Here is a 26228-nt window from a genome sequence, read left to right on the forward strand (position 1 = left end):
GTCAACTAAAACTGGCCACCGCTTTAGAGTTTTTCCAGTATCGGTTTTCCGATTCGTTTGGTGGTAACCCACCGTTATATTCGTGTGGCCTGAGCGCACTGTAATACCCAACGATATAGTCCGTTATTGCACTGGTAGCATCGTTGAAGCTTGTGTAACCAGTCACCGGCACCCACTCGTTCTTCAGACTTCTAAAGAAGCGTTCCATCGGACTATTATCCCAGCAGTTTCCACGACGACTCATACTCTGCCTGATCCGGTACCGCCACAGTGACTGCCGGAACTGCCTGCTTGTGTAATGGCTGCCCTGATCGCTGTGGAACATCACCCCGGCTGGTTTGCCGCGAACTTCCCACGCCATTTCTAGCGCTTTGATGGTCAGTCTGCTGTCCGGTGAGAACGACATTGCCCAGCCCACCGGTTTCCTCGCGAACAGGTCGAGAACAACGGCGAGGTATGCCCAGCGCTTACCTGTCCAGATATACGTCACGTCGCCGCACCACACCTGATTAGGCTCTGTCACTGCGAACTGACGCTCAAGGTGATTCGGGATAGCGATGTGTTCATGGCCACCGCGTTTATACCGATGGATGGGCTGCTGACAACTGACCAGCCCCAGCTCTTTCATGAGTCTGCCGGCAAGCCAGCGCCCCATCAGGAAGCCTCTGAGCGTTGCCATTGCGGCGATACTCCTTGCCCCGGCTGAGCCATGACTAATGTTGTATAGTTCCTGAACCTGACTGCGTAACTCTGTATGCTTTCTGTCCGGCTTATCAGGACGGCATTTCCAGTATTTATAGCTGCTGCGGTGAACCCCAAATACGTGACAGAGTGTAGCCACGGGATAACGCGCCCTGAGTTTTCCGATTAACGAGAACTGTTCAGGGAGTCTGACATCAAGAGCGCGGTAGCCTTTTTTAATATTTCATTTTCCATTTCAATACGTTGTAGTTTTTTCTTCAACTCACGTATTTCAATTTGCTCCGGGGTAATAGGGGAAGCTTTCGGTGTTTTTCCCTGTCGTTCATCCCGTAATTGTCTGACCCATCGGGTCATTGTTGAAAGGCCAATATCCATGGCTTTTGCTGCTTCAGCAACGGTGTAGCTCTGCTCGACAACCAACTGAGCTGCTTCACGTTTGAACTCTGCACTAAAATTTCTTTTTTTCATTGGAGCACCTGTGTTGTTCTGAGGTGAGCATATCACCTCTGTTCAGGTGGCCAAATTCAGTGTGCCACTTCAATCCGGCATTTATACGCAGCGATAATGGGCCAGAACTCACTGCCGCTGCTCTAGCCGAGTGGGCAGAATTGCACGGTGTGATACTCGATTTTATTCAGCCAGGCAGGCCGATGCAGAACGGATTTATTGAGCGATTTAACAAAACGCTACGAACAGAAATACTCGATATGTATCTGTTCAGAACACTGTCAGAAGTCCGCGTGCTAACAGAAGACTGGCGCGCAGAATATAACGAAGAACGTCTGCATAGCTCACTGGGTGATATGCCACCCGTTATCTATGCGAGGCAAAAACTGGCCGGAGATCCTCATTGGCGGTGGTACTAAAAACCGGAGGGACTACACAACCAGTCGAGCCTTTCCCAGAGAATGAACGTCAAGATCTCTTTGACCTGTGGTTGTTTGGTTTCGATAACGGCGTAGATCAACGCTCTGCACTGGTCGATGATTTCTTCCTGATCTAACGGGGTGTTATCGAACATAAAGCACCTCCGCAGCCTCTTGCCCGAACTGATTAAAATAACCTTTACCTGACTGCTTAATGTGCTGATCTTCCAGAAGGGAATTGCTAGACTTGCTGATAGCCATATCGTTAACTCCATAACGGTGTGGTTAGCCCCTGTCTGGTATTCCACTACCTTTCGGGGGCGAAACGGATGATGTGTATGAGATTCTGTGATAGGGTACGTACCTATAAAATTCATCATAGTTAAAAAGGTACGTACATGTCAACGATTAAACGTGATACGAAAAAATCTTCATCAACAGGTAAATCTCCAACCTTCCAGATACGCATCTCGCCTGAGCTGCGTGAGCAGCTTGATGAGGTAGTTGCAAAAGAAGGTGTCAGTCTCGGCAACTGGTTCAAGGAGCTTGCACGTAAAGAGCTTCGCAAGCAGGGGATTGAGCCGAAGGGGTGATGGTTTAGTTGGTTAGCAGAATAAACAACCAAGGGAATGGATGATGGATAAAAGAACATTAATCTTAAAATCAGGGTTGACTGTCAGGGAGCTACTTCGCCTGAAAAATAATTACGTCTATGTTAAAAGCGATGATTTCAAATTTAATACCCCAATGAAGAAAGCCGAGTCCTTTGTAGGCTATATTTTTATAGTCGCACGTTTATGCTGGGAAGCAATGTATCTTCCTGTCTTCATGAGCTTCTTTTTTGCAATTTATGCTTACTATGATAGTGATAATGTGATTGCCTTTGTCAAAACTTTTTTTATTATTTATTCGATATCGATTTTTTGCGTATTAAAAGTTGAGGCTAATCATTATAATATACATATGATTACGGTTTTAAAATTAATTAAATTTAAATTGATGATTTCTTTTGCTAACTGATTTTATTTTAACGTTATTCAGCGGCGATATTGGTTGATCAGGAATGACTTGTATTATGAGCGAGGGAGCGTGTAATGAATAAAAGAGTGTTAATCTTAAAATCAGGATTGAGTGTCAGAGAATTACTTCGCCTGAAAAATAACTATGTAGATACAAAAAATAGGGCTTATGGAAAAAATATAAAAATAAAAGACATTGAGTCTTTTTCTGATTATATTTATTTCATCGCATATCTGTGCTGGAATGAAATGCTGATGCTTTTTCTTATGTCTTTGGGGTTTGCTATTTATGGTTACTATGAGTATGGTGTTGTAATAAACAGTATAAAAATATTTTTATTAATTTATGGAATTTCGGTTATCAGTTTTATGAAAGCTAAAAGTGAAAACTACAAAATCACAATGATTATGATGATTAAATTAATCCCTTTGCGGGTTTTAAATTCATTTAATTATTTAGTCAGGTTTTAAATGATATGTAATTTTTATACTTGTGGAAGTTAGCAATGACATTTGTCATTGCTACAGGGGGGAGATAATACCTTTAGGCTAAAGAATCACTTATCACCTAAGTGGTAATTTTCATCTGTAAATTCAGCATATATTTTGTAGGCAGAACCCCCTACCATATAAACCTTCATTATGCTACTTGCGGCAGTATATTTAGGCTTGAAGTCTGAATGCGCATACTTAAATAATTTTGTTATTCTGGGTCTTTCCAGAAATCCCCTTGATAATAATCGGGTAGGACTGTCGACTAAGACTGGTGTTCTTAAAGAGGCGTAAATTGTGAGTGTCAAATCACCAGCGCTATACAAGGCATCTCCGGCATCATCGTTATATCCTGCAAGAGAAGCAAGACCTCTGTATATGTGTCTGACTGGTCCTGCACTATATTTACCATCAAATATTATAGGGGTTGCTGACTCATAAGCATTATTGATTCCGTGGGAGATTAATAAAACTCCAAATGACTTGAAATGTTTGACATTGAGATATCTCCCTAATTGATTTAATCGATATCCTGCAAATGCCTGAAAACCACCCGATACAACACCAGATGCAATTTTTGTGTATTTTAAAACACCCTGGTCTTCAAATATATCCGTAACGATATATTTTACATAATCACCAGTTCGCAGTTTTTGGTAGTCTCTTTCTGTTTCTTCACGCTCTGTTACTAATTCATGAAGGATATGATTTTTATCAAAAAAACTAATTGTTGATGACCTGAGTTTCATTTCTGTTTCATTGATAAAATCCTCAATTTCACGAAGATAACGCATCCTTAGTGTTTTATCTTGAATGAAAAAAGAGGAAGCCAACAGAGCAACCCTCCTCAGGCGGTTGCTTTCTTCTAAAAAGTGAAATTGATGTGCCGAATCGATACTCATCTTAATATTCCACATCTTTCCATAAGATATAAGAGCTTGTCCGTGCAACCACATGCTCCCATTCAATCGATGCGAACTTGAATGAAATATTTTCCTGAGGCTGTAATTCGTTGTGTGTTAATGAGTTTGGTGCGAAAAAGCGAATATCATTGATAACCGCATCTCTTAGCACCATTTTAAAATAGAGTTCATTACCACCTGATTGAGAAGTCCTGTAAAAAAAGAACTCACAGGTTAGTTTTTCATTACCATTCAATGCCTGTGCCAGAAGCGGGGTGGCTTTATCTATTGGCTTTCTGATTTCCACAGGGGAGAGTGAAACGTTATCTTGTCTTGTTATCTGGTTCATTAACTCATAAACAAAAATCTCATCTTCATGGGAAGCCTGATATTTATTACCAATCGAGTCTGCACTTGAACAACCCGCAGAGATAAGACCTTGTTTGATGCCAGTGAGTTTCAGATAGATCAAATTTGCCATTATTTATTCCTTAATATTATCCATAATCCTACCCCATAAATCCTTTTTCCTTATGGGAGGGGTAATTTCTGCATTTTTTAGTCAATGAGTCAATAGTAACTATTGTGCAATGTGTATAATTCAAAATGGTTATTTTAATTATAATCATCATGGAAATTATTCAATATGGAATTTAATTTTGGTAGAAGGGAACGGTATCCCTTCACCGCCTATAAACTCAAGCCTTAAATTGGACAAAAAATCCATTGGGGGCATCGTTGGGGGCATGTGTGAAAATAGAACAATAGTTTGTTCTTCAGTATCAATAAAATATGCAATAGGTATTGCTCCTATTACCCTCCGAGTACATCCGAAAACGTCCATAAAATCCTTTTAAATCAACTAAGTCGCCAGGTTTTCGTCCGTGCATGTCCGATATTGTCCAGTGACATCCAGCTATAAATGTGTATAGACAGGTTAGATAAAAGATTCCTATACACATGCCACTCAACGATATGCAGGTTGGTATCGCAAAACCGAAGAAAAGCCTTATACACACGGTGACGGTTTAGGGCTGTCTTTACTCATTGAACCTAACGGCAGCAAAAGCTGGTGCATCCGCTATCGCTTCGGCGGTAAACCCAAGATGATATCTTTTGCCCTTATCCGCTGGTGAGCCTAGCTGAAGCATGTAAAAAGCGTGATGAGGCTCGTAAGCAGATATTAGAGGGCATCAACTCAAGCGAAAACCGCAAAGCGCAAAAACTTAACCTGATATCTGAATCAGAAAATACCTTTGAAACGTTCGCGCGCGAGTGGCACACCATGAAAAGTGCGCGTTGGTCGACGGGGTACGCTTCTGACATCATGGAAGCCTTCAGGAATGATATTTTTCCCTATGTGGGAAACGCTCATTAGCAGAGATAAAACCGCTAGAACTGCTGAATGTGCTGCGCAAAATGGAGAAGCGCGGCGTATTAGAGAAAATGAAAAAGGTTCGCCAGCGTTGTTCCGCGGTATTCCGCTATGCGATCGCCACGGGAAGGGCAGAGATCATGTCAGCGCCAGTGATATAAGACGGTAATTCACCATTTGGATTGTCCGCTCCACCCAACATGTTGTTTCCTTGAGGTTCTCACACCAGAAAGGACATCAGCATGCTGAGCAGAGAGGACTTTTACATGATAAAGCAAATGCGCCAGCAGGGTGCGTATATTGTCGATATTGCCACTCAGGTGTGTTGTTCTGAGCGAACCGTCAGACGGTACCTGAAATACCCGGAACCTCCGGCCAGAAAAACACGCCACAAAATGGCTAAACTCAGGCCGTTCATGGACTATATCGACATGCGTCTGGCAGAGAACGTCTGGAACGGCGAGGTCATCCTCGCGGAAATCAAAACGATGGGTTATACCGGCGGCCGCTCCATGTTGCGTTACTACATCCAGCCCAAACGTAAGATGCGGCCATCGAAGAAAACAGTTCGCTTCGAAACCCAGCCCGGCTACCAGCTCCAGCATGACTGGGGGGAAATTGAGGCTGAGGTTGCCGGACAACGATGCAAAGTTAGCTTCGCGGTTAACACGCTGGGGTTCTCCCGCCGCTTCCATGTCTTCGCCGCACCAAAGCAGGATGCTGAGCATACCTATGAGTCTCTGGTTCGCGCCTTCCGCTACTTCGGCGGCAGCGTGAAAACCGTGCTGGTCGATAATCAGAAAGCCGCGGTGCTGAAAAATAACAACGGGAAAGTGGTGTTCAACTCCGGGTTCCTGCTGCTGGCCGACCACTATGGCTTCCTGCCACGGGCCTGCCGCCCGCGAAGGGCCAGAACCAAAGGTAAGGTGGAACGGATGGTGAAATACCTCAAGGAGAACTTCTTCGTCCGGTACCGCCGGTTCGACAGCTTCGCCCATGTTAATCAGTTACTGGAGCAGTGGATGGCTGACGTTGCTGACCGACGGGAACTTCGCCAGTTCAGGCAGACACCGGAACAGCGCTTCACGCAGGAACAGGAGCATCTTCAGCCGTTACCGGATACTGACTTCGATACCAGCTACTTCGATATCCGCCATGTCTCCTGGGATGGCTATATCGAGGTTGGCGGAAACCGTTACAGCGTACCGGAAAGCCTTTGTGGTCAGCCGGTCTCAATACGGATCTCGCTGGATGATGAGCTGCGGATCTACAGTAATGAGCAGCAGATGGCATCGCACCGGCTCTGTTCGGCTTCATCCGGCTGGCAGACCGTGCCGGAGCATCACGCCCCGCTCTGGCAGCAGGTCAGTCAGGTGGAACATCGCCCGCTAAGTGCGTATGAGGAGCTGTTGTGATGCACGAACTGGAGGCACTGCTGGGTCGTCTGAAAATGGAACATCTGGGCTACCACGTCGAAAGCCTGCTGGAGCTGGCGGCCAAAAAAGAGCTGAACTACCGCGAGTTCCTGTGTATGGCGCTGCAACAGGAATGGAACGGGAGACATCAGCGAGGTATGGAGTCTCGGCTAAAACAGGCACGGTTCCCGTGGGTCAAAACGCTGGAGCAGTTCGACTTCGGCTTCCAGCCAGGTATAGATCGTAAGATCGTCCGGGAACTGGCCGGGCTGGCGTTCGTGGAGCGCAGCGAGAACGTGATCCTGCTGGGGCCGCCAGGTGTGGGTAAAACCCACCTGGCAGTAGCACTCGGGGTAAAAGCGGCTGATGCTGGTCACCGGGTGCTGTTCATGCCACTGGATAAGCTGATCGCCACACTTATGAAGGCAAAGCAGGAAAACCGGCTGGAAAAACAGCTACAGCAGCTTGGTTACGCCCGGGTGCTGATACTGGATGAGATAGGCTATCTGCCAATGACCCGCGAGGAGGCCAGTCTGTTCTTCCGGTTGCTGAACCGTCGGTATGAGAAAGCAAGTATCGTACTGACGTCAAATAAAGGGTTCGCCGACTGGGGAGAGATGTTCGGCGATAACGTGCTGGCAACGGCAATCCTGGATCGGCTGCTACACCACTCAACCACACTGAACATCAAAGGAGAAAGCTATCGGTTAAAGGAAAAACGCAAAGCCGGAGTGCTGGCAAAAAACGCCACGCCAATCAGTGATGATGAAATGGCGGAAAGTGGGCAACATTAATGACCAATAGCGGACATTAAAAATGGCGAAAAACGGCCAACAATCCTAGCGTTGACAATCAACCCTGCGGCGGACTTGACCTGCGTCCTGACTACACATAAAGCACAGCATTATCCCTTCCTTAAAGCCGATGAGATCCCGGCGTTCATTCAGGCGGTTGAGTCCTATACCGTTAGCGAGCAGAGCAGGCCGCCGCCGCTGTGAATGCCCGTGTCGCGCTACCGCCGGTGTTTGGTGACTGGAATGATGTGTATCCTGCTGAGGGCGCCGACGCCACCCGGCATCATCTGAATGCGTTTACCCGGCCGGGAAAGGTCAGTCCGTTTGAATCGCTGGGTGAGGCCGAATTCAAGGCCATGGGCGCCAGCGAGAAAGCGGAGAAGATACGCGAACACTACCGCTGTCAACGCTAGGATTGTTGGCCATCGACGCGTTCGGGGAAACGTTCTTCCAGTATCGGAACGGCGCATGGAACGTCTTACCCTATCGCCTGTTAAGCCGGGATATTGCTGCGCTGTTTCAGAAGATACTGGCACCTTTTACCACATCCGGCATTGGCAGCGTGTTAGACACCCTGAAACAGATTATCCCGATGCATGCTGAACCCCAGCGCCGGTTAATCGGCTTTGGTAACGGGGTGTTTGATACCGTCAGCGGGGAGTTTAAGCCGCACCGCCGCAAGCACTGGCTGCATACCTTGAATGACGTGGATCACACGCCGTTTAAGGCCGGAGAAAACCTTTTACGAACTAAACAAGATGCAGGGGAGTCCCTGCATTCATTTTTTATCAAACCAGTCAGATAATTTTCCTAGTCCAATAAAAATAGATACGGCAATAATTAAATGGACTGTTTTTTCACTCCAGGGTGCATACCCAACGAATAGAATATAACAAATCCCAAAAAAACATATGCTGAAAAGAAACATGGTTATATTGTTTAATATGAAAATAAATGCCTTTTTTTAGAAAGGTAATCATATCACTTAATCCTGTATTCTATTTTTTCAATTAATTTATTAAACATTCCGTTGCCATACGTTCTTCTCATCTTTATAGCTTCGGTCAAAGGTTCAACATTTTCTTCAAACAGGAAGAAAAGAAAATCTAAATCATCTCTTCTCAGCGCTGAATATACTTCTGGGTTATGACTTTTTAATACATTGAACGATATTGACCGTTTCGCCATCCCGCCAAGCAACATAATGTAATATACGGTGCCAGTAGATACTTTGGGGGCATCGCCGATTCTCTTTGCTATTTGAAAGACTGCTTGTGAAACAAGCATACTACCCGCTACGAAGCCCACTGCTTTATGATAAATTGCTTCTTTTTGAGATTCTGAGGCATTTCGGTTAAAGACCTTAAATATTCTTTTTATTGCCTCAATGATTTTTTCTCTTGACACAATTCCTCTATGAATCGCTTCTATCAATCTCTCCATTTCTCGTGATTTGGCATGCCGTGTATCCGTATCAATAAAATCATAGGATAGATAGCCAAAATTCTTACCTGTCTCTGATATTCCAGATCCCATCCCTTAATAAAAATCCGTAGTGGTTAACATCTTTACTATACGGTCGGCCAGTTCCTCCAGATCTGCTTCGGTCATTGTTATTCCATCCATGAATGACGAGATTATTTAGCTTAGATTGTAGTGAAATCGACTAGTGAGCGGAATACATTCTTGTTGCATTAGTAGTACGCTACTTATTTCAATGGTTATTTCTATTTCTGATGGACAAAAAAGTTCTAGAAATATAGCGCTTAATTGGGACACAAAATCCATTGGGGGTATCGTTAAAAATAGAACAGGGGTTTATGCTTCAGAGTCAATAAATTATGCAATAGGGATTATCCCCATTTGAGGGGCTGAAAATCGACTGAAAGGGAAACTTGAGTAAAGCGAAAAAGCCGATTAAGCCTTCCGAGCCCGACAATGAGCGATCAAGACTATCTTATGGCGCGTGCCTTTACTCTGCCCCACTTTACGCGAAAACCGGTAAAGGCACGAGGATAATGCCGCTGGTTTAGGCGATTACAGCGCCTTATCCGTCAGAAGATCGACGCCGGTCGCATTGGCTACGCGTTCGACATAGCGGGAGACATTCGGCCCCAGTTCAATGCCTTTCACAATAGTCAGCGTGCGGAGAATCGGAAACAGGATGAAATCCGTGGTGGAGATGCCATCATGCTTTTCCAGCAGAGATTCAAGCGTCGCGAGTTTTTGCTGAACTTCTGAGAGCATCGCCGGCGTATCGGCAAACAGCGCATCCAGATCGCCAAAGGCTTTCTCTTCTCGTTGCAGATAGGCCCGGCGGGCTTCAGGCTGGGCCAGTTCCTTAAAATCAGCCCTGGTAAAGCGCGGCACCGCCAGTTTGAAAATGGTTCCCGCTGCGGCTTTGCACCATTCTTCAATTGCCGCAACCATCGGTTTATCCGCCACACGCGGCGCTTTCAGGCTGTCCACATAATGAACGATGTCCATACTTTCCGGCATGTAACTGCCATCGTCTTTTTGCAGGATAGGGACGACTTTGCGTCCGACCATCCGGGTTGGCGTTTCCACGTCGCCTTCCATGATTACGGCTTGCTCAAAAGACATGTCTTTCAGCCCGAAAATCATTCTGGCTCTGACGCAAAACGGACAGTGTTCGTAGATAAAAAGTTTCATTTCTCAATCCCTTAATAAGCGATCAATAACAGAATCAGTGTGTGACGCCGGACTCAATCCGGCAGTGTGCATCAGAGTAATCTACCCGACGGTCTGTGGCAAAATGTCCGGGCGATATTGCCCGTTTTTATCGGATATATGCACTCTAATCGTGGAAGGGGAACGTCGGTTCTTAGGGGGATAAAAATGTTGCAAATCCCACATCGCTATCAAAAAAACCCATGAAAAGGTAAAATGGTGACTATGCCTTAATTACCGTATGATTTTATTTGTTTTTATCATTATTTTTTCAGGAGTTTAATGATGCAGTCATTACCTAATTGTCCGAAATGCAGTTCCGAATATACCTGGCAGGAAGGTGAATCGCTTAACTGCCCGGAATGTGGTCATGAATGGCCGGTCGGCGGTGAAGCGGCCGCTCAGGAAGAAGGATTGATCGTCAGAGACGCCAACGGTAATTTGCTGGCGGATGGCGATACCGTTACCGTGATTAAAGACCTGAAAGTAAAAGGCAGTTCTTCATCGTTGAAGATTGGAACTCGCGTAAAAGGCATCCGTCTGGTGGAAGGCGACCACAATATTGATTGCAAGATCGATGGCTTCGGCGCGATGAAACTGAAATCCGAGTTTGTGAAGAAAAACTGATGTGCCGTGCCCTGGGCGTCAATTCGGACGGGGCGTGTCAATAAGGTCAGATTCCGGTTTTTTCACGTCAGGCAATGTTTTACCATAGCCGTTACCCTTTTCTGGCTACCCGGATATCTGATGCGTCATTTGGCTATTTTTCTTCCACTGTTCGCCTTGCTCGGTGCTTGTAACAGTAAGCCGACGCCCCTGCCCGAAACGCCACAGGGCGCCGTGGTTAAAGGGGGGTTTTTGCTTCAGCCTGCGCATGCGGGGCATTTGCAAGGCGGCGATTTTGCGTTTAACCCAGCGACAGCCCGCTTTATCGACAAAATGGTGCAACAGCACGGTTTTGACCGTCAGCAATTGCACGATGTGTTGGCGCAGACAAAACGGCTTGACTGGGTGATTCGTCTGATGGACCGGCAGGCGCCGAGTTCCGGTGTTCCATCCGGGCCGAACGGCGCGTGGAACCGTTACCGCAATAAGTTTATTACCCCCGATAACGTGCAAAATGGCGTGGCATTCTGGAATCAATATCAGGATGCGTTGCAGCGCGCCTGGGAAATTTATGGCGTACCGCCTGAGATTATTGTCGGCATTATCGGGGTTGAAACCCGCTGGGGCCGGATAATGGGGAAAACCCGCATCATTGATGCGCTGGCTACGCTGTCTTTCGATTATCCCCGTCGCGCCAACTATTTTACCGGCGAGCTGGAAACGTTTTTGCTGATGTCCCGCGCCGGAGGCAATGATCCGCTCAGCCTGCGAGGTTCTTATGCCGGAGCGATGGGATACGGTCAGTTTATGCCGTCATCGTTCAAAAATTATGCGGTGGATTTCGATGGCAACGGCCATATCAATCTGTGGGAGCCGGTCGATGCGATCGGCAGCGTCGCCAATTATTTCAAAGCGCACGGCTGGGTCAGCGGAGGCGCTATTGCGGTGCCGGCGTTCGGCCAGGCGCCATTGCTGGAGCACGGCTTCAATACGCGCTATTCCATCGCTGCGTTACGCGCGGCCGGATTAAGGCCGCAGCATTCGCTGGGCGGCTATGAAGAAGCCAGCTTGCTGCGTCTCGATATCGGTAGCGAATATCAATATTGGTATGGTTTGCCGAACTTCTACGTCATTACCCGTTATAACCACAGCACCCATTACGCGATGGCGGTATGGCAATTGGGGGAGGCGGTTGGCCGGGCGCGGCAGGGCTATTGAGGGGTAAAATAGCGTTCCGGGCAGCGCTGCCTGGAGCGGCTGCCCAGAGTCTGCCGTCACTCGGGCTGGATTTACCGCAACATGCATGTCACATTTGGCTATCATGGTGACTCTCCGTTAGGCCATCCTCAGGCAAATCCGCATCGACCCCCAACGATAATCTCCTGAATATAAGCTGATATTTCACCTACACGATGTTTAGGATGGGGTAAGTGACGACAATCATTATCGTTTTTTTATTAGCCGGTATTGTCAAGGGGAGCCTCGGTCTTGGGCTACCGACCATTCTGGTCGTTATCCGCCGGCATTATTGTCGGCACCTTGCAGGGCGGTTCGCCGTCGCAGTTTCTTTACCGGCCTGATTGTCCTCAGCGTGTAGATGTCGGTAAGTGCGATGTTTTAATGGTCCGGCGGTGTGATAACTTCCACGAACGCCTGAAAATAACCGGGTAGCGCCGAAAATTGACGAGCGCAGACCATCAGGTTTCTTTTCGCCCACGCATCCGACATGTTAAGCCCGCGGACATTAAACGAGTTCATCAGCCGCTGTGCCGCGTGCGCCGGGAGAGTGCCGAGGCCGATACCATTATGGATGACTTGAATAACCGTATCGCAGCTGGCTAACGTACGCGGTAGTTCAGGCGGTTATCCAGCTTTCTGGCGTGTTCGTCAATGTGTTCCTGTAATGCCGAATCGTCGCTCAAGCCGATAAATTCAGCGCCGGTGATGGTTTCAAAAACGAAACGTGATTTTTTGCCCAATGACTGGCGGCAGGGATGACAACTACCCATTCATCCTGACGACAGGGCCGGGTTTCCAGCCCATGCAAATCAACCGAATCCGCCACAATACCGATATCCGCCATCTGGTTTTTAATGGCGTTGACGATGTTGCGGCTCCGCTTTTCATTCACCGTTATTGATAGGGTAGAGTGAGCCTGAAAGTATTCTCCCAGCAGCGCGGGTAGATACTCACTCAATGCGGAGGAATTGCATAATAACGGAATATGGCCGCGTAGCCCTTTATCGTATTGGCGTAATGCACTGCACATCTGCTCAATGTGATGCTGGATGACATTGGCGTGATGGGCCGGCAGAAAGCCGACCTCCGTCAATGTCACACCGGTTTTTGAACGTAATAACAAATGGACGCCGAGTTCATCTTCCCTCCCCCGAATACGTTCACTGGCCGATTGCAGTGTCAGATGGGAGGGTGGCGCGCCTCCCGTGATGCTGCCCGCTTTCAAAACATTCAGAAGTAAACGCAGATCGGTGGGATCAACGCTTATGCCGTTACGCTCGCCCTCGTTATGCCGGCTAATACCAATAAATGGTGCCGGCTAATCATGTTGTGGTCGGTAACGCTATGACATGGGATTCATTGATATTCAACCCGGTTGCGGCCCTGATTCTTTGCCCGATATAAGGCGACATCCGCTGCGCCATAAAGGGTATCGAAACTGGTTTGGGGCGGAGCCCAGCTTACGCCAAAGCTGGCGGTGACCAACTGCTGGGGCAAGATTCCCAACGGCATTTCATTGAGACTCCTGTGAATATTTTCCGCGGTCGTGACGGCCTGCTTCAGCGTAAAGCCATTCAGCAATATGGTGAACTCTTCGCCGCCGACCCTGCCGATGCTGCCCGTGTCTTCCAGTACGCTTTGCACCCGCGACATCAACTCACAGATTACCCTATCACCGGTGGGATGACCGTAGGCGTCATTGATTCGTTTGAAATTATCGATGTCCAGTACAATAAGCGAGGCCTGATTAAGTTCCAGCGCTTGGTTGATATGATCAATGATCGCACCGCGATTGTAGACATCGGTCAGCGGATCGTGAGTGGCTTTGTATTCCAGCTCGACAGCGAGTTTGTTCAGTTGATAATTGAGGCGGTTCAATTCTTTTTCAGCGCGATCGCTACGGGAAATCAAACGGTGGGATTCTCTGACCAAACGCTGGTAGTGCTCGGTGAGAGCCAGCAACGTATCCCGGTAAACATCCGCCGGCATATCCTGCTTATTAGCGACGTTACGGGCTGCGAGCAAGATGTCATATTCCGGTGTAAATAATTCAAAGGCGCCCATGGTGTCTTTACTCCAGTGTCTGGCTGTAGAAAGCAAGTGCCGGAAAATCAATATGAAGCTCTTCGCCGAATTCCGCCGCGATGTCGTCTTCCTTGTCGTAGTACCAATACAAATTCACTGACAGCCCCTGTTCAGCCGCCTGGTTCAATGTGTTGAACAGGCTGAACAACATTTTGGTGCTGGAACTGTTGAAATAGACCAGCGACACATGAATCTCAATGGTGGCGGCAGTCGGGTGTGGTGATGCGGCGTCAGTCTGCAACCGGTCGAGATAATTTTCGATTCGCGCAATCAGAGGACGATAAAACGCTGCCGCATTTTCAGGATAGGATTCACCTGACAAAGAGAGGCGGTGTGCGGCAAAGTCGAAATCTACGACCGGCGTACAGGGCGTTCCTGAGATATGTAGATTGTCCATGTTGTTTCTATTCGTCATGTCAAATAATCGCCTTCAGGTAAAACGTAGGCAGTCCCGTTGATGAATCTGCCCGAAAGGTGAACTGAAGCGGCTCACTGGCATCGCGTGCGACAGTCAGTAACCCAATATCGGCCCCCTTGCTCCAGGGGGGGGCCTGATTGCGCAGGGAGGCTTTGTAGGCAAGCCTGATTTCTTCAATTGTCATATAACGCAAAGGCTCAAGGCGCACCCGCAGTTTTTCGATATCATCCGGGTGAACCTGATTAGCAGAGAGTAAAAAATATTTCCCGTTTTCATAACCGATGCAGACCGAACCGTGGCGAACTTCATTCGGTTGATCAACGACGGCTAAATCGGCGGCGGAATAGCGGGTGATGTTCTGCATTACCTCAACAAAAGCGGAAAAGAGTTTCCGGCGGATACCTGAGGGAACCTGTTTTTTTTCAAGCTGTAACCGTACCGTTTCAGCCAGTGAACTAATGATGTTCTGTGAAAAATACCCCACGTAATACAGCGTGATATCGTGTTGGTGGGTGGAGTCGAAGAATTCGGTATATTTAGTCTCTGACATGATCGCGCTTCACCTGGTTAAGCCGTGCCGAAGAAAATCTGAAGCCCCAAAAGGTCAGATCGTCCCTTCTAATCTGATTTCCCTGATATGCTTGATGTTCGTGTAACAGCTGGCTGGCAAGTGCACGCATTGGCTGTGTCTGGTGGCGCAATAAGAACTCTTGCAAATTGCGTTTGCCGTACATGATGCGCCGTTCGCCGCCGATTTGATCCGTCAGCCCATCGGTGGCGGTAAACATCAGATCGCCATTGTTTAGCGTCAGTTGGTAGTCCGGCCATTGATAATCGTACGGCGTATCTGTATAGCCGATACCCATTCGATCGGTGTCAAGCACGCTTATCTGTCCGCTGTGCTGCCCTATCCTAAAGGCGGCCATGCGTGCGTTGGCCCAGACCAGCGAATTTTCCGTAACATCGCAAAACATCACTATCGCATCGCAACCATCGTTGGAGGTGGAGGCGTGATGTTTCCCATCACGCTGCCCAAGGGTGTTTTTGATATGCTGATTGATGGCTTGTAACAATAGCGCCGGCGTCTCCGGCCCGTGTTGGGTCAGCGCCTGTTCCAGTGCGGAAGCGAAAATCAGGGTCATAAAGGCGCCGGGTACACCGTGGCCGGTACAATCCGCGATGGCGGCAAGCCAGCCGTGCGGGTAGGTTTTGAAGTAGTAGAAGTCGCCGCCGACGCAATCACGTGGTTCCCACGTCAGACACCAGTCCGCCAGCGAACAGGACATGGCTTGCCGTGAAGTGGTCAACATGGCTTCCTGAATCACGCGGGCATACTCAATGCTTTGCATAATTTGCTGATGCTGCTGCACATGCATGGCCGAAACCGCCTTGATCAGATCAATCCCTAATCCGATGCCGATGTAGCGGCCATTTTTGGTAATAATAAAGCCATCAGTGAGCGTCTTGTCTCCGGTAACGACCGTCTGAGCCGCGACGTTATTCAGCGAGGCCGATGCCTCGATAATTAGCGGATTTTTATCCATAAAAGCAATGCAGCTCTTTTTATCATAGAGCTCGCGGTAAAAGGGCCGCGACATCTGCGACAGAAAAATATGACGATTAATCAGCCCGAAAGGGCGACCGTTTTCCACCACGGGCAGGCTGACCAGTTCCTTATTTTTGCCGAAAAGCGCTAATACCGTGGCGTTATCAGTCTTGGGTGAAACGTCCGGCGTCGGGACGCAAAGATCCTTAGCGGTTGGCTGAATACAGAAACTTTGTTGAACGCATGGAGCAGGCATGGAGGTCATAAGTCTCTTGAATGGCTGACTATTTTGGTCACAATGTAGACGATTTTGATGACTGAATAATGACAATTGCCCCGAAGGGACGGTTCAGCCCCGCCAGTACCTTGCTCATGAACCGGGTTTGCCAGTTGATATAGGGATTGAAGGTCAGGCGTACGTGAGTTTTGTCCTTTTCCTGAACGCGCCAATCGACATACCACCGTGAATTTCTGTCCTGACACTGACGCGGGTCGGCATCGGCCTGTCGTTGGCGCAAATAACCACCGCGTCAGTTGAACCCTAAGTTTTATTTTCCGGCGAGAACAGAATCGACATAGGTAAAAATTGGCTGACGCGCCATTCGGACAGGCGATCGCTGCGGATTAGCACGCGTGAAGAAGCGGCGCGGGCAGGGGGATTGCCATACCAGATGAGCCTGCTGCTCGGGTGAGTGAATTTCCTGTCGAACGGGTTAAGCAGGTCAGGGCTATCTAGCACGGAATCATGTTCGGCCAGCACCCTTGGCACCGGCTTATCGTAGGTTCTGTCCGCCAAACGGGTATATAAACTGTGTTTGTACGGTCGGTAACCTGAATGTGCCTGAGCGTTCAATCCCGCGATTCATATCACGCATTCCGCGGACGGGGATCCAAGGCTTCATGTTATACTTTAGCTGATTTGGATGACTGATTGGCTTTTTTGGTCCGGCCAATTTAAAATTATGGCAGATGTCTGGTGAAAGGGCAGGGTGGTATGCGGTTATATCAGCAAATTGGCGGCAATATTCGGGCCGAGATATTAGAAGGGAAATATCAGATTGGCGATCGCCTGCCTCCCGAGCGGGATATTGCCGAGGCGTTCAATGTCAGCCGCAGTGTGGTTCGGGAAGCCTTGATCATGCTGGAACTGGAAAAGCTGGTTGAAGTGCGCAAAGGCTCCGGTGTTTATGTCATGCAGATCCCTGAGGCATCGGAAAAAACCATTGCGGTGGACAGCGGTTACGGCCCGTTTGAACTGCTACAGGCCCGCCAGTTGCTGGAAAGCGAAGTCGCCGCTTTTGCCGCGATGCAGGCGACTAAAAGCGACATTATCAAAATGCGCCAGGCCATTGAACAGGAGAGCGTTTCGTTGGCAAGCGGCAGCGTGGCCGAGAGCGCAGACGAACAATTTCACTGCCTTTTGGCCCAGTCAACGCAAAACAGCGTACTGGCCAATATGGTGTATGAGGTGTGGCAAGCGAGGAAACGCAGCCCGATGTGGCAGGGCATCCACTCTCATACCGATGATTTCAGCTACCAGCGCCGGTGGCTTGACGATCACGAAACCATCCTGCGGGCGGTTTCCCGGCGCGACGCGAAATTGGCCCGTCAGGCGATGTGGCAGCATCTGGAAAATGTGAAGGATAAACTACTGGAAATCTCGAACGTGGATGACCCCGCTTTCGACGGCTACCTGTTTGAGTCGGTGCCGCGAGTGGAGTCATAATCGACTGGCTTCTATTCAAAATCAGCGTCATAGCGTACGTGCCAGCGCCGCTACAGTCGCTTTGGCGCCCTGCTTCAGAAGAGTTTGATAAGCCTCGATCAACTGCGGGACGGACGCGTCATCTTGCGGTAAATCCTCCCCAAACACGCCGGGCAGCGCCAGCAGTCCGCGCACGCGCGGTTCGCCGTCAGCCGTCTGGCTGACAATAGCCTGGAGTTGTTCCAACATCGGATCGCGCACATCAATAGGCATTCCGGCATCGTCCGTGCCGCTGACATAACGCATCCAGCCCGCCACACCCAGCAGCAAACAGCGACAATCGCTGCCGTGACGAATATGCCAGCGAATCGAATCCATCATACGCTGAGGCAATTTTTGCGTACCGTCCATAGCGATTTGCCAGGTGCGATGCTTCAGCGCTGGATTGGCGTAGCGCGTAATCAACCGATTCGCATAGTCCGCCAGATCAACCCCGGAGACGTTCAGCGTAGGTGCCTGTTCATTCATCATCAGGTGGTGAGCGATGCGGCGATAGTGTTCATCGGCCATACAGTCGTTGATATGCAGGTAGCCTGCAAGATAGCCAAGATAGGCGAGGAAAGAGTGGCTGCCGTTCAACATCCGCAGCTTCATCTCTTCAAAGGGACGTACATCCTCGACCAACTGTGCGCCAACCCGATCCCACGCAGGGCGCCCGGCGGTAAACCGGTCTTCGATAATCCATTGGATAAACGGTTCACAGGCGATTCCGCAGGGATCGCTCACGCCCAGCACATTGGCAATTTCCTGCAATGTTTCCGGCGTCGCCGCCGGGACAATACGATCGACCATGGTATTAGGGAAGGTTACCTGCATTTCGATCCACTCAGCCAGCACCGTGTTTCTCGCTTTCGCCAGTTCTAGCACCGCGGTTTTTATGATGCGGCCATTCTCTGGCATGTTATCGCAGGAAAGTATCGTAAAAGGCGGCAGCCCGCGTTCCCGGCGCACCCGTAGCGCTTCCACCAGTATACCGGGCACCGAGGCTGGGGCGTCCGGCGTCTCCAGATCGGTTTTGATCAATGGGTTTTGCCAATTCAGCGTACCGTTACGGCGATCGATGCAATAGCCTTTCTCGGTAATCGTCATCGAAACGATGGCAACCTGGGGTTCAGCCAGTTTTTCTATCACCGCCGTTATGCCTTCCAGACGCGCATGCAGGGATTCATTGACAGACCCAATCACTATCGCCTGATGACCCTGCGCCCCTTTTTCCAGCACGCTGTAGCGGTGTGCCTGTCGGCGCAGCGTTTTAATCAGTTCTTCATTACCGAATAGGCTGATTTCACAAATCCCCCAGTCACCGCCTTGCTGGTTCAACACCCGATCAGTGAACAGCGCCTGATGCGCGCGGTGAAAAGCGCCGAATCCAATGTGGACGATACGGCTTTTCAGCGCCTTACGATCGTAGTGCGGCTGACGAATGTCCTCCGCCAGCGGAAAGCTGGCGATATCAAGTGATTTTGCCTCAGTTGTTTTCATAGGGGCTCTCTCGCGTATCTTTGCCCCGGCGGGGGCGGTCAACGGATGAAGGATGAGATTGTAAATCTATCAGACCAAATTTATCGAGCTGAGTAAATAGCGAACATAATAAGACAATGACATAAAATAGGGTGACGATAATATAGGGATTAAGCCGGATTATGGGAATTTGTTTGTCCAAAATTCGCTATTTTTGTGTAATTGATCAACCAATTTAGCTTTTTGTTTGACACGAAAATCGGTTGATGTAGGCTTTGGTCATCGTTTAGAAGATTGATAAGGTCATTCGATATGGAACAAACCTGGCGTTGGTACGGTCCGAAAGATCCGGTATCACTTGACGATGTTCGGCAGGCGGGGGCGACGGGCGTGGTCACGGCGCTGCATCATATTCCCAATGGAGAAGTGTGGCCGATTGAAGAAATTGAAAAGCGCAAAGCCGAACTGAAGGCCAAAGGGCTGGTATGGTCGGTGGTGGAAAGCGTGCCGGTGCATGAAGCAATTAAAACGCAGACCAGCAATTACCCGCACTATATCGCAAACTATCAGCAGTCGTTGCGCAATTTGGCGCGGTGCGGCATTGATACGGTCTGCTACAACTTTATGCCGGTGCTGGACTGGACGAGAACGGATCTGGAATACGAATTGCCAAATGGCGCTAAAGCGCTGCGTTTCGATCAGATCGCTTTTGCGGCATTCGAACTGCACATACTGAAACGCGCCGGCGCCGAGCGTGACTATACGCCTGAAGAGCAAACCCAGGCCGCGGCCTATTTCAATGCGATGAGGGAAGAGGATACCGCCCGTCTGACGGCGAATATCATTGCGGGTCTGCCGGGTTCGGAAGAAGGGTATACGCTGGCGCAATTCCGCGATCGTCTGGCGGAATATGATGGCATCGATCACGCGACGTTGCGTGAACATCTGGGGTATTTTTTGCGGCAAATTGTGCCGGTTGCGGAGGACGTCGGAATTCGGCTGGCGATTCATCCTGACGATCCGCCGCGTCCGATTCTGGGTCTGCCGCGCGTGGTTTCCACCATTGAGGATATGCAGTGGCTTAAGCACACGGTGGACAGCATCAATAACGGTTTTACCCTGTGTACCGGCTCTTACGGCGTGCGGGAGGATAACGATTTGGTTCAGATGATTGAAACCTTCGGTGATCGCATTCATTTCACCCATCTGCGCGCAACCTGCCGGGAAGAAAACCCGAAAACCTTCCATGAAGGCGAGCATCTGAAAGGCGATGTAGACATGGTCGCGGTCATCAAGGCGATTTTGACGGAAGAACGGCGTCGCCAAAACGCCGGGGATTTGCGCCTGATTCCGATGCGCCCGGATCACGGCCACCAGATGCTCGACGATCTGAAGAAGAAAACCAACCCCGGCTATTCGGCGATTGGACGACTTAAAGGGCTGGCGGAAATTCGTGGTGTCGAACTTGCGTTGAAACGTACTCTGTTCCCTGAGTTGTCGCAGGGATGAGACGGAGTACAACGCCGGGGCATTGGGCCTGAATACCTTGATCAACGTCCTACTCCACGCCATCTGTTCGGTTTTGACGTGACCACGCTGGAAAAACCTTCCCGTAGTCGATGGCATTTTTGGCTATCAGGACGATCCTGAATACCTGTATGATGCGGCGCGCATGGCGTCAAAGGGATCGTCTATGCCGGCATGGGCGCTGGCTGCGTCTTCAAACACGGTAATGCCGGTATTCGTAAAGCGGAACGTAAAGGTATCATTGTTGTTCATTCCCGCCTCACCGTCAGTGATATTGTTCCGCCGGATGCGCGTCGGCCCGCTCTGGTGTCTGACTGGCTAAATCCGGCGAAATCTCCTATCCTGCTGCTGGCGTTGACGAAAACAATCAATCCGGCAGTGATTCAGGAATATTCCCCAATTCATTAACCGACGTTTCAAGATTGACGGAAGCAGTCGTCGCGTTTGCGCCGAAAAAACGGCGGGAATAAGATAGGTATTCTGGCTCCGTTGTTTTTTACGGAGCCTTTTTCTGTGTTTTGGTGAGCGTATTCCCTGAGGGTAAAGGCATTATTCGGCTTTTATCTCAGCGGACTTTACCGATATGATTTGATAAACAACGTTAATGACCTGGCAGTAACATGATGATGTTAATGGTCTTGGTAGAAATAAGGATACGTCATTAGATGACACAACCCATTTTTATGGTTGGCGCCAGAGGGTGTGGGAAAACCACTGTCGGCAAACAACTGTCGCGGGCGTTAGGATATGACTTTGTCGATACTGACGTTTTTATGGAACAGACCTGCAAGATGACCGTGGCCGAGGTTGTAGCCCAGGAAGGATGGCATGGCTTCCGGCAGCGTGAAAGCCTCGCATTGCATCAGGTAACCTCTAATCATAGCGTCATTGCCACCGGTGGCGGCATGGTGCTTTCAGACGCGAATCGCCGTTTTATGCTTGATCGAGGGGCGGTGATTTATCTCCATGCCAGCGCAGACTTATTGGCGCAACGTCTTGAAGAAAACCCGCAGGATCAGCAACGCCCTACGCTAACCGGGCGACCTATCGCCGAAGAGATGGCGGATGTGCTGGCCGCACGTGAGGGGCTTTATCGTAGTGTGGCCCATCATATTATTGATGCGGCGCAAGATCCGACGGTGATTGTCGCAAACGTGCTGTACGCGCTGCGTCTTTCGGTCGCGTAGAGTGGAAAAAATGGGTGTCGAAAAGCGGGAACTGGAAAAAAATCACCGGTTGGTGTTAGCGATAACGCACTTTCATTGAATAGATAGTGACAGTGGCTCAGTTCTCCTTTTAAGATGAATTTTCTTAATTTTTTCTCGACTATAGGTGCCACGCTATGCTGAATGTAAACGAGTATTTTACCGGGAAAGTGAAATCTATTGGTTTTGACAGCGGGAGTATTGGCCGTGCCAGTGTTGGTGTGATGGAAGCGGGAGAGTATACGTTTGGGACGGGTCAGGCTGAAGAGATGACGGTGATTACCGGTGCGCTGAAAGTTTTGTTACCTGGTGCGCCCGACTGGGAGGTGTTTATGCCTGGGGAATCGTTTTTCGTTCCAGCACAAAGTGAATTCAATTTACAGGTAGCAGACGCTTCTTCCTATTTGTGTAAATACCTCTAGTTGCTTCTTTTCTGTTAAGTCAATTATTCAACGCCGCTTTTATGTTTACGAAAAGCGGCGTCTTTACTTATTGATTTTTTTTAATCGTATTTTAGCGTATAACCCGTTAAAGGTAATATTTAATATGGATTTTAATGGATTCATATAATTACTTTCTTTATTAAGTTGATTTCGAGATGCTTTATGTGTTTTTTTTAACATTTTCCTGACAGTAATATTGCATCCAGTGATGTGGGTGGTGACATCACGACATCAGCAAGATATATATGTTTTTCTTATTTATTGAGTTTGGTTTTATATTCTGCTTATTTCTAGTTTTGAGACAATTTGATTTTAAATATCGTTTATCGTTAATTTTAAACGCTTTTTTTTACAAGAGAGGCAGTTGAATATGTTTGCATTCTCTGACGTTTTTATTCCCAATTAAGGGGATTACGTGTAAGCAGCCTCAAGTTTTATTTTAGGGTGCCGTTATCGTTTATATAACGATTCCATACTAAGAGTTTCCTATGCTGAAAACGACACGATCCCGTATTATCGCGGTTTGTACTGCTATGATTGTACTTTCTCTGACTATAAATACTTTTCTGAACTACACCATCGTAAATAATGCCAATAAAGTGTCTATCAATAACATGCTGAATTCGGTTGCGACCAGCCACAGTATGGCGATTGGCGAGTGGGTGGAATCTAAAACGCGGATGATTTCCTCACTTCACGACAATGTGTTGGTCAATGACGATCCTATTCCTGTGTTTAAGCAAATTGCCGCTTCAGGCGCTGAGGAATCCCCAGTAATGGGCGGGTAAAAAAAGACAGGCATAGAGTTTTGTGATCTACTGATTGTGCAACCAATTCAATGAGATCACTTCTATGCCTGCTCGCCAAGTATGCCAGAACTTTTTCCGGGACGCTTTAGCCCCGTTTCACAAATATCGACAGAATGCCCTTCTCGACGCTACCGCTGCTTTAACGCGTGGCGCATCCCTCACCCTGACCAGTATTGGACGATATCTTCCCGGGACAGCACAGGTAAAACACAAGATTAAACGGACTGACCGTCTGCTGGGTAATATCGAGCTTCATAGCGATATCCCTCTGATATTCAGGAATATTACCTCACTACTGACGCAGCGACTTTCATGGTGTGTAATCGCTGTTGACTGGAGCGGCTACCCTTCACAGGCATTCCATGTTCTGCGCGCAAGCCTGATTTGTGATGGGCGTTCCATACCCCTGATGAGTCAGGTTGTCCCTTCGGATAAACAGCAGAACCCTCATGTTCAAAAAGCATTTCTGGATGCGCTCAGCAACGCCGTGTCATCTGATAAAAAAGTCATTATTGTCACTGATGCCGGGTTTCAGAATGCCTGGTTTCGCCATATCAAATCACTGGGTTGGGATTTTATTGGGCGGGTGCGGGGAAATACGCTGCTGCGTCTGGACAGAAAAGGGGAGAACTGGTTCAGAAGACAGGAACTGAAGGCCAGTAATAAACCGGAATACCTCGGGACGGGTACATTCGCCCGTGCAAAGTATTCCCGCTGTGACGGTCATTTTTACCTGCATAAAAAAGAGGCGAAGGGCAGAAAGCATCGCCATGCCCGCTGCCGTATTGAGCGTAAATCTCAGGAGCGCGACGGACGTTCAGCGGCCAAAGAGCCCTGGCTTATTTTCAGCAGCACAAACGAATTTAAGCCACGTGAAGTGATGAAACTTTACAGCCGCAGAATGCAGATTGAGCAGAATTTTCGTGACGAGAAAAGTGAGCGATTTGGTTTTGGTCTGCGTGCCAGCCATAGTGGTACGGCAGGACGCCTATTGGTGCTGAGTCTGCTGGCGACGCTGGCAACAGCAGTCCTATGGCTTTTGGGCTATGATGCTGAAAATAAGGGATTACATCTTAGATATCAGGCCAACAGTCTGAAATCGCGGCGGGTCATTTCGTACCTGACGTTAGCGGAGAATGTCCTGCGACACTCTCCGCTAATGTTAAGACGAACGGTGCTGAGCACCGTTCTTGAGCACCTCGCCAAAGCCTACCGGAGTATAGTGTTGGTTTATTAGCGCTGATTTTGTGGGGATCCCTCAGCGCTTCAGGCGGGTTCATTAACGTTTACATGGGATATGAGAATAAAACGGCGAAGTTTTCGAATTCCGAAGGCGTCCCCGCCGATTACGACCCGACGATCCGTCCCTGGTATCAACAGGCGGTGAAGGAAGGGAAACCGATTGTCACCGCACCTTATGTCGACGTGTCGACCAAAGCGTTGATTGTCTCTTTCGCGGCTCCGGTGCTGGACGGCGGCTCGGTCAAAGGGGTGTTGGGCAGTGATTTGACGATGCAAAGCGTGATTGAAAACGTGAAGTCGATTAATCCGACCCCGGCCAGCTTTGGCGTGTTGATCGCCAAAGATGGCACGATTATCGCCCATCCTGATGAAAATCTTACCTTGAAGAGCATCACCGAGATTGCACCGGACATTCAACTGACCGACCTGCTGGCGTCAGCCGCCCCCATAGATGTTGACGTCAGCGGCGTCACAAAGTTGGTGCTGGCTAAGCCGATTCACGGCACTGACTGGTATATGCTGGTGGCGCTGGATAAAACGGAAGCCACAGAAGGCATGCGCTCTTTGCTGTTTACCTCCGTCAGTACGGTGCTGGTCATTGCTTTGTTAGGATCGCTGGTGGTCGGGGTTATTATTACGTCAACGCTTAAGCGTTTGCTGTTGGTTCGTGATGCGATGGACGATATCAGCAACGGCAATAACGATCTGACTCAGCGTCTGCCCGATGAAGGGCATGATGAAGTGGCGCAGATAGCACGTTCATTCAATACCTTTATCGACAAGCTCAGCCTAGTGATAATTCAGATCCGGGATATCAGTGCCTCGCTTCAAGTGGCGGCGGATGAAATATCAGCCGGCAATAACGATCTCTCCGCGCGCACGGAATCCGCGGCCTCCAATATTCAGCAAACGGCGGCGGCATTAGAACAGATATCCGCAACGGTGACGCAGTCTGCCGGTTCCGCACAGCAGGTGAATACAAAAGCGCTGACGCTGGCGAAGGATGCGAGCACGGGGGGGAAAGTCGTCTCCGATGTGATCGTCACGATGGAAGACATTGTTGCCGCTTCCGGCAAAATTGGCGATATCACCGGCGTGATTGATGGGATTGCATTCCAAACAAATATTCTGGCGCTTAATGCCGCCGTTGAAGCGGCCCGTGCGGGTGAACAGGGACGCGGATTCGCGGTAGTCGCCTCGGAAGTTCGTAATCTGGCGCAGCGCAGCGCGCAGGCCGCGAAAGAAATCAAAGTATTGATTGAATCGACCGTGGGCAGTGTGAACGCCGGCTCAGCGCAGGTTCGTCAGGCCAGCGTTACGATGAACGAAATCGTGGGCGGCGTATCGACGGTAACCTCAGTGATGTCTGAGATTACCAATGCGGCGGATGAACAAATGCGCGGAGTTAATGAAATCAACAAAGCGGTGGCGCAATTGGATTCCATGGTGCAACAGAATGCGGCATTAGTGCAGGAGTCTGCCACGGCTTCCGCCGCGTTGCAGTCTCAGGCAGAAGAGCTGAACGCTGTAATAGGGCACTTCCGGGTATAATCCGGGGCGTTTGACGGTCCGTCATGCCATGAAGCCCGCCGGCGTTAACGTCGGCGGGCTTCATTTTCCAAACGC

General features: G+C 49.1%; 29 protein-coding genes and 5 pseudogenes. 20 read left to right on the forward strand and 14 right to left on the reverse strand.

The features are described from left to right. Window position 1: 1 nt before the first annotated feature. Window positions 2-1170, reverse strand: a protein-coding gene (locus tag EH207_RS04325) for an IS3 family transposase (protein WP_137712441.1) whose coding sequence is annotated in 2 segments (ribosomal slippage) — window positions 2-921 and window positions 921-1170 — 1170 coding nt in all. Because the reading frame shifts where the segments join, the coding sequence is not laid out codon by codon here. A gap of 74 nt (window positions 1171-1244) precedes the next feature. Here EH207_RS04325 and EH207_RS04330 point away from each other — a divergent pair. After that, window positions 1245-1568, forward strand: a pseudogene (locus EH207_RS04330) (integrase core domain-containing protein); the annotation flags it as partial. On the opposite strand, the gene EH207_RS18085 reads toward EH207_RS04330, so the two are convergent. Beyond that, window positions 1565-1723, reverse strand: coding sequence for a hypothetical protein (locus EH207_RS18085; RefSeq protein ID WP_175413637.1), 159 nt, complete (start codon window positions 1721-1723; stop codon window positions 1565-1567). The pseudogene EH207_RS04330 and the gene EH207_RS18085 overlap by 4 nt on opposite strands. 243 nt (window positions 1724-1966) lie before the next feature. Here EH207_RS18085 and EH207_RS04335 point away from each other — a divergent pair, with 243 nt between their 5' ends. The 3 genes from EH207_RS04335 (at window position 1967) to EH207_RS04345 (ending at window position 3058) form a co-directional block, all read left to right on the forward strand. Continuing rightward, window positions 1967-2161, forward strand: coding sequence for a type II toxin-antitoxin system HicB family antitoxin (locus EH207_RS04335; protein WP_119881016.1), 195 nt, complete (start codon window positions 1967-1969; stop codon window positions 2159-2161). A 43-nt stretch (window positions 2162-2204) separates the two neighbouring features. Continuing rightward, complete coding sequence (locus tag EH207_RS04340) at window positions 2205-2588, forward strand: hypothetical protein (protein WP_175413638.1); 384 nt, start codon at window positions 2205-2207, stop codon at window positions 2586-2588. A 74-nt stretch (window positions 2589-2662) separates the two neighbouring features. Then, window positions 2663-3058 carry a hypothetical protein gene (locus EH207_RS04345; protein WP_137712888.1) on the forward strand — a complete coding sequence of 132 codons (396 nt, stop codon included), beginning with the start codon at window positions 2663-2665 and terminating at the stop codon, window positions 3056-3058. Window positions 3059-3144: 86 nt separating this feature from the next. On the opposite strand, the gene EH207_RS04350 is transcribed toward EH207_RS04345, so the two are convergent. Together EH207_RS04350 and EH207_RS04355 are read right to left on the reverse strand one after the other, a co-directional pair. Beyond that, on the reverse strand, window positions 3145-3981 hold the full coding sequence (locus tag EH207_RS04350) for a DUF4225 domain-containing protein (protein WP_175413639.1): 837 nt from the start codon (window positions 3979-3981) through the stop codon (window positions 3145-3147). A 1-nt stretch (window position 3982) separates the two neighbouring features. Next, on the reverse strand, window positions 3983-4462 hold the full coding sequence (locus EH207_RS04355; RefSeq protein ID WP_039280041.1) for an Hcp family type VI secretion system effector: 480 nt from the start codon (window positions 4460-4462) through the stop codon (window positions 3983-3985). A gap of 479 nt (window positions 4463-4941) precedes the next feature. Here EH207_RS04355 and EH207_RS18315 point away from each other — a divergent pair. The 6 genes and pseudogenes from EH207_RS18315 to EH207_RS18330 form a co-directional block, all read left to right on the forward strand. After that, window positions 4942-5505: pseudogene (locus EH207_RS18315) on the forward strand (tyrosine-type recombinase/integrase); the annotation flags it as partial. Between the two features lie 93 nt (window positions 5506-5598). Beyond that, window positions 5599-6771, forward strand: a complete 1173-nt coding sequence (gene istA, locus EH207_RS04365; RefSeq protein WP_137712890.1) for an IS21 family transposase — start codon at window positions 5599-5601, stop codon at window positions 6769-6771. Continuing rightward, window positions 6771-7565 (forward strand): IS21-like element helper ATPase IstB, encoded by a 795-nt coding sequence (istB, locus tag EH207_RS04370; protein ID WP_137712891.1) that lies wholly within the window; start codon window positions 6771-6773, stop codon window positions 7563-7565. The genes istA and istB overlap by 1 nt, the downstream gene beginning before the upstream one ends. A gap of 60 nt (window positions 7566-7625) precedes the next feature. After that, window positions 7626-7742, forward strand: a pseudogene (locus EH207_RS18320) (integrase); the annotation flags it as partial. Between the two features lie 23 nt (window positions 7743-7765). Next, window positions 7766-7978, forward strand: a complete 213-nt coding sequence (locus EH207_RS18325) for a hypothetical protein (RefSeq protein ID WP_246048936.1) — start codon at window positions 7766-7768, stop codon at window positions 7976-7978. 5 nt (window positions 7979-7983) lie between these two features. Beyond that, the gene (locus EH207_RS18330; RefSeq protein WP_246048937.1) at window positions 7984-8370 is read left to right on the forward strand and encodes a hypothetical protein; all 387 of its coding nucleotides are present in this window, start codon (window positions 7984-7986) and stop codon (window positions 8368-8370) included. A 176-nt stretch (window positions 8371-8546) separates the two neighbouring features. Here the strand turns inward: EH207_RS18330 and EH207_RS04385 are convergent, their stop codons facing one another. Continuing rightward, window positions 8547-9101: a hypothetical protein gene (locus tag EH207_RS04385; RefSeq protein ID WP_246048938.1), complete on the reverse strand. Its 555-nt coding sequence runs from the start codon at window positions 9099-9101 to the stop codon at window positions 8547-8549. A gap of 501 nt (window positions 9102-9602) precedes the next feature. Then, a complete protein-coding gene (gene grxB, locus EH207_RS04390) occupies window positions 9603-10238 on the reverse strand; it encodes a glutaredoxin 2 (RefSeq protein WP_137712892.1) in 636 nt (211 codons plus the stop codon). A 303-nt stretch (window positions 10239-10541) separates the two neighbouring features. Between grxB and EH207_RS04395 the strand changes: the two genes are divergently transcribed. Next, on the forward strand, window positions 10542-10883 hold the full coding sequence (locus EH207_RS04395; protein WP_137715261.1) for a zinc ribbon domain-containing protein YjdM: 342 nt from the start codon (window positions 10542-10544) through the stop codon (window positions 10881-10883). 120 nt (window positions 10884-11003) lie between these two features. After that, a complete protein-coding gene (gene mltB / locus EH207_RS04400; protein WP_137712893.1) occupies window positions 11004-12080 on the forward strand; it encodes a lytic murein transglycosylase B in 1077 nt (358 codons plus the stop codon). Window positions 12081-12780: 700 nt separating this feature from the next. Here mltB and EH207_RS18540 read toward each other — a convergent pair. The 7 genes from EH207_RS18540 to EH207_RS04440 all read right to left on the reverse strand — a co-directional run bounded on the left by EH207_RS18540 (window position 12781) and on the right by EH207_RS04440 (window position 16910). After that, the gene (locus EH207_RS18540; RefSeq protein ID WP_342774143.1) at window positions 12781-13326 is read right to left on the reverse strand and encodes a LysR substrate-binding domain-containing protein; all 546 of its coding nucleotides are present in this window, start codon (window positions 13324-13326) and stop codon (window positions 12781-12783) included. Between the two features lie 131 nt (window positions 13327-13457). Then, window positions 13458-14165 (reverse strand): GGDEF domain-containing protein, encoded by a 708-nt coding sequence (locus tag EH207_RS04415; RefSeq protein ID WP_137712894.1) that lies wholly within the window; start codon window positions 14163-14165, stop codon window positions 13458-13460. Window positions 14166-14172: 7 nt separating this feature from the next. Next, window positions 14173-14601, reverse strand: coding sequence for a DUF1987 domain-containing protein (locus EH207_RS04420; RefSeq protein ID WP_217496120.1), 429 nt, complete (start codon window positions 14599-14601; stop codon window positions 14173-14175). A 1-nt stretch (window position 14602) separates the two neighbouring features. Beyond that, window positions 14603-15154 (reverse strand): SiaB family protein kinase, encoded by a 552-nt coding sequence (locus EH207_RS04425; RefSeq protein ID WP_246048939.1) that lies wholly within the window; start codon window positions 15152-15154, stop codon window positions 14603-14605. Further along, the gene (locus tag EH207_RS04430) at window positions 15141-16415 is read right to left on the reverse strand and encodes a SpoIIE family protein phosphatase (RefSeq protein WP_137712896.1); all 1275 of its coding nucleotides are present in this window, start codon (window positions 16413-16415) and stop codon (window positions 15141-15143) included. Before EH207_RS04430 ends, EH207_RS04425 begins: the two co-directional genes overlap by 14 nt. Window positions 16416-16443: 28 nt before the next feature. Next, entirely contained in the window at window positions 16444-16668 is a 225-nt protein-coding gene (locus tag EH207_RS04435; RefSeq protein ID WP_137712897.1) for a hypothetical protein, read from the reverse strand. A gap of 23 nt (window positions 16669-16691) precedes the next feature. Then, window positions 16692-16910: a hypothetical protein gene (locus EH207_RS04440; RefSeq protein WP_137712898.1), complete on the reverse strand. Its 219-nt coding sequence runs from the start codon at window positions 16908-16910 to the stop codon at window positions 16692-16694. Window positions 16911-17144: 234 nt separating this feature from the next. Between EH207_RS04440 and EH207_RS04445 the strand changes: the two genes are divergently transcribed. Next, window positions 17145-17876, forward strand: coding sequence for an FCD domain-containing protein (locus EH207_RS04445; RefSeq protein WP_137712899.1), 732 nt, complete (start codon window positions 17145-17147; stop codon window positions 17874-17876). A gap of 27 nt (window positions 17877-17903) precedes the next feature. Here the strand turns inward: EH207_RS04445 and EH207_RS04450 are convergent, their stop codons facing one another. Next, window positions 17904-19397, reverse strand: coding sequence for a mannitol dehydrogenase family protein (locus EH207_RS04450; RefSeq protein ID WP_137712900.1), 1494 nt, complete (start codon window positions 19395-19397; stop codon window positions 17904-17906). A 291-nt stretch (window positions 19398-19688) separates the two neighbouring features. Between EH207_RS04450 and uxuA the strand changes: the two genes are divergently transcribed. From uxuA to EH207_RS04485, 7 genes and pseudogenes are all read left to right on the forward strand, one after another. Continuing rightward, the gene (uxuA, locus tag EH207_RS04455) at window positions 19689-20885 is read left to right on the forward strand and encodes a mannonate dehydratase (RefSeq protein WP_137712901.1); all 1197 of its coding nucleotides are present in this window, start codon (window positions 19689-19691) and stop codon (window positions 20883-20885) included. A 72-nt stretch (window positions 20886-20957) separates the two neighbouring features. Next, window positions 20958-21311, forward strand: a pseudogene (locus tag EH207_RS04460) (L-asparaginase); the annotation flags it as partial. Window positions 21312-21568: 257 nt separating this feature from the next. After that, a complete protein-coding gene (aroL, locus tag EH207_RS04465) occupies window positions 21569-22090 on the forward strand; it encodes a shikimate kinase AroL (RefSeq protein ID WP_137712902.1) in 522 nt (173 codons plus the stop codon). Window positions 22091-22245: 155 nt separating this feature from the next. Beyond that, a complete protein-coding gene (gene ppnP, locus EH207_RS04470) occupies window positions 22246-22530 on the forward strand; it encodes a pyrimidine/purine nucleoside phosphorylase (RefSeq protein WP_137712903.1) in 285 nt (94 codons plus the stop codon). A gap of 509 nt (window positions 22531-23039) precedes the next feature. Beyond that, on the forward strand, window positions 23040-23339 hold the full coding sequence (locus tag EH207_RS04475; protein WP_246048941.1) for a hypothetical protein: 300 nt from the start codon (window positions 23040-23042) through the stop codon (window positions 23337-23339). 64 nt (window positions 23340-23403) lie between these two features. Continuing rightward, the gene (locus EH207_RS04480; RefSeq protein ID WP_137712904.1) at window positions 23404-24597 is read left to right on the forward strand and encodes an IS4 family transposase; all 1194 of its coding nucleotides are present in this window, start codon (window positions 23404-23406) and stop codon (window positions 24595-24597) included. A gap of 20 nt (window positions 24598-24617) precedes the next feature. Continuing rightward, a pseudogene (locus EH207_RS04485) lies at window positions 24618-26153 on the forward strand (methyl-accepting chemotaxis protein); the annotation flags it as partial. Window positions 26154-26228 lie beyond the last annotated feature (75 nt).

The sequence above is a fragment of the Brenneria rubrifaciens genome, assembly GCF_005484945.1.
GTDB classification, from domain to species: domain Bacteria; phylum Pseudomonadota; class Gammaproteobacteria; order Enterobacterales; family Enterobacteriaceae; genus Brenneria; species Brenneria rubrifaciens.